At 75.3% G+C, this 2,448-nt stretch carries 2 protein-coding genes and 1 pseudogene; all 3 read right to left on the bottom strand.

Features of this window, described 5'->3' with window-relative positions:
• On the bottom strand, positions 1–856 hold an 856-nt coding region (locus tag ACFFNX_RS48230; RefSeq protein ID WP_446678564.1), incomplete at its 3' end, for a GAP1-N2 domain-containing protein.
• Positions 856–2,004 carry a TRAFAC clade GTPase domain-containing protein gene (locus tag ACFFNX_RS48225; protein WP_378213155.1) on the bottom strand — a complete coding sequence of 383 codons (1,149 nt, stop codon included), beginning with the start codon at positions 2,002–2,004 and terminating at the stop codon, positions 856–858. The genes ACFFNX_RS48225 and ACFFNX_RS48230, both read right to left, overlap by 1 nt.
• Positions 2,005–2,068: 64 nt before the next feature.
• Positions 2,069–2,448: pseudogene (locus ACFFNX_RS48220) on the bottom strand (hypothetical protein); the annotation flags it as partial.

Here is a 2,448-nt window from a genome sequence, read left to right as displayed (position 1 = left end):
GGCCCTCGTCCGGGCCCGGGTCGGGCGTGGCGTCCTCGGCCGGACCGGCCGCCAGCAGTTCGCCGACGGCGTCGATGCCGTCCAGGTCGCCCGTACGCCAGCAGTCCGCGATCACGCGGGCGAAGCGGCCCGGGCGTTCGCCGTCGCCGGGGACGGGCTCGCCGAGACGGAAGCCCCCGCGCGGCCACGCCTCCGGCACCGTGCCCACGACCAACTGCGGCGCCGACTCCGGGTCGGCGGTGTAGGTGATGAACGACGGGTCGGCGGCCAGCGCCGCCGGCAGGGAATAGGACACCAGCGCGATCCAGCGCGCGACGAGCCCCGCGTCATCGGCGACCAGCACGACACGCCCGTGCCCGCCGGCCAGGGCGGCCCTCACCGCGTCGAGCAGGACGGCCAGCCGGTCGTGGGCGCCCTCACGCCGGAGCCAGGCGACGAGGGAGTCGGGGTCGAACGCCGTGCCGGGGACCAGGTCCGGCACCGCCTCGGGCGGGCCGTCCCACACCGGCGACTCCCACAGCTCGATCGGCCGCAGCCCCTCCAGCTCCGGCGGCGCCGCCACCACGGCGTGGCCGGAGAAATTGCCGTACCGGCCCGAGTAGTCGCGGCCGGTGTACCGGCACCGTGCCAGCACCGCGTGGTCGCCCTCCCGCCCGTACGCGAAGGCGACCGGGAAGGCGGCGAGTTCGTCCGGCGCGGGCGCGGTCGGCGCGGACGGCGGCGGCCGGTAGCTCATGTACGGCGTGACCGCGCGGACGACGTCCGGCGGCGTGCCCGGGGTCGTGGCGACGAACTGGAAACCGGACCTGCCGGTCGGGCCGGACTCCACCGAGGTGTAGCGCAGGTCCCAGGCCATCAGCGGACCCCGTCGAGCATTCCGAACTGATGCAGCAGCCAGAGCAGCGGGTCCTCGACCCGGTAGGGCCGGATCCCGCCCGTGCCCACCGCGCCCTCGCGGGGGACGCCGCCGAGCGCCGAGACCCCGAACAGGCCGTACTCGGCGTACTCGTGGCTCAGGTAGCGGTCCAGCTCACCGGCCTGCCAGTCGTACAGCAGCGCGCGTACCTGCTCGTGCACCGCCTCGCGGTCGTTCAGGTCGAGCGCGGCCGTCGCGGTGCGGTTCCGCTGGAGCGCGCCGTCGAGCGGCAGCGCGTCGACCTTGGTGAGGGCGACCGCGGCCGGTACGGGGAGCCGCCGGCCGTGGGGGAGGTCCCGGCCGACGTGCAGCAGTTCGGTGACCCGGGCGATGACGTTGATCGGCTCGCCGTCGGGGTCGCCGCCGCCCGCCTTCAGCTCCAGCGGGTCGATCAGGAAGATGATCGCGTCGGCCGCCGCCAGGTAGCGCAGGTGCAGGTCGGTCACGTCGCGGCTGCGCAGGTCCTCGCCGGCCGTGTCGAACAGCACCAGCGTCAGCGACATGTCCTGCTGCCGCATGCGTCGCCGGCGGGTGCGGGTGAGCAGGTAGACGAGCGGGTCGCGCGGCGTGGTCACCGCGCTCGCCGTGGCGGGCAGCAGCCGCCGGTCGCCGAACAGCGGGCGGTGGAAGTCACGCTTGTAGCGTTCGATGGTGCGGTCGTCGCAGGCCACGAGCGCGGTGCCCAGCTCGGCCCCGATGCGGTGCGACAGCTCGTGCAACAGCACGGCGATGTAGGTGCTCTTGCCGGAGTTCTTCGCCCCGACGAGCGCGACGATCTTTCCGGGCGTCTCGCAGTACGCCCCGGGCAGCGGGTTGTGGCACTCGGGGCAGACGCGGCGGGCGGTGTCCTGACCGCACTCCGGGCACGCCGCCCGGCGCGGCATCCCGCGGCCGAGCCGCCGTGCCGCCGACGGCGGGTCGAAGACCGGCGGCAGCGAGGCGGACGCGGCCGACCCGGTGTAGGCGGCGAGCTTCTCATCCAGCCGCGGCGCGCAGCCGGGGCCGCGTCCGGGACTGCCGGCACAGCGGAACCCGATCCGTTCGCGCGCCAGCCGGGCGAAGCAGTAGGGACACGTGATCGACGGCATCAACGCACCCCTGCCCGGGGCCGGCGGGCGGGCGCGGGGGGAGCGGAGCGATTACGGGACGGCATCAACCCACCTTCAGGTGGCGGACCGGAGGGTCGCGGAGTTCGACCGCGGGGTCTTCGGTGAAGCAGCGGAGCCAGTAGTACGGGCGTCGCAGCCGCGGCAGCCCGACCGACAGACGGGCCGGGACCTCGACGTCGTCCCAGCTCATCACCGTCTCCCCGTCGGCCGGACGCTGCGGCATCGGACCCGAGCGGGCGACCAGCACCAGCCGCCGCAGCCGGGCCGGAGCCGTCGCGGTGAGGGTCACGACCAGTGGTCCGCGCAGGTGGGAGCGCCGCAGCCCGTACTCGACGATCGTGCGGCCGGGGACCACGGTGCGGACCGGCGCGCCGGTGACGCGGCGGCCGTACGCCGTCGCGGCCGCGGCGACCTCGATGGTCA

Origin of the sequence: Actinoallomurus acaciae (genome assembly GCF_042429965.1) — a bacterium.
GTDB classification, from domain to species: domain Bacteria; phylum Actinomycetota; class Actinomycetes; order Streptosporangiales; family Streptosporangiaceae; genus Actinoallomurus; species Actinoallomurus acaciae.
This window is presented reverse-complemented; position numbering and strand designations above follow the sequence as displayed.

What these genes read in the sequence shown, in the direction of transcription:
- ACFFNX_RS48225 (WP_378213155.1), bottom strand. Translation starts at nt 2,004, where the DNA reads ATGCCGTCGATCACGTGTCCCTACTGCTTCGCCCGGCTGGCGCGCGAA.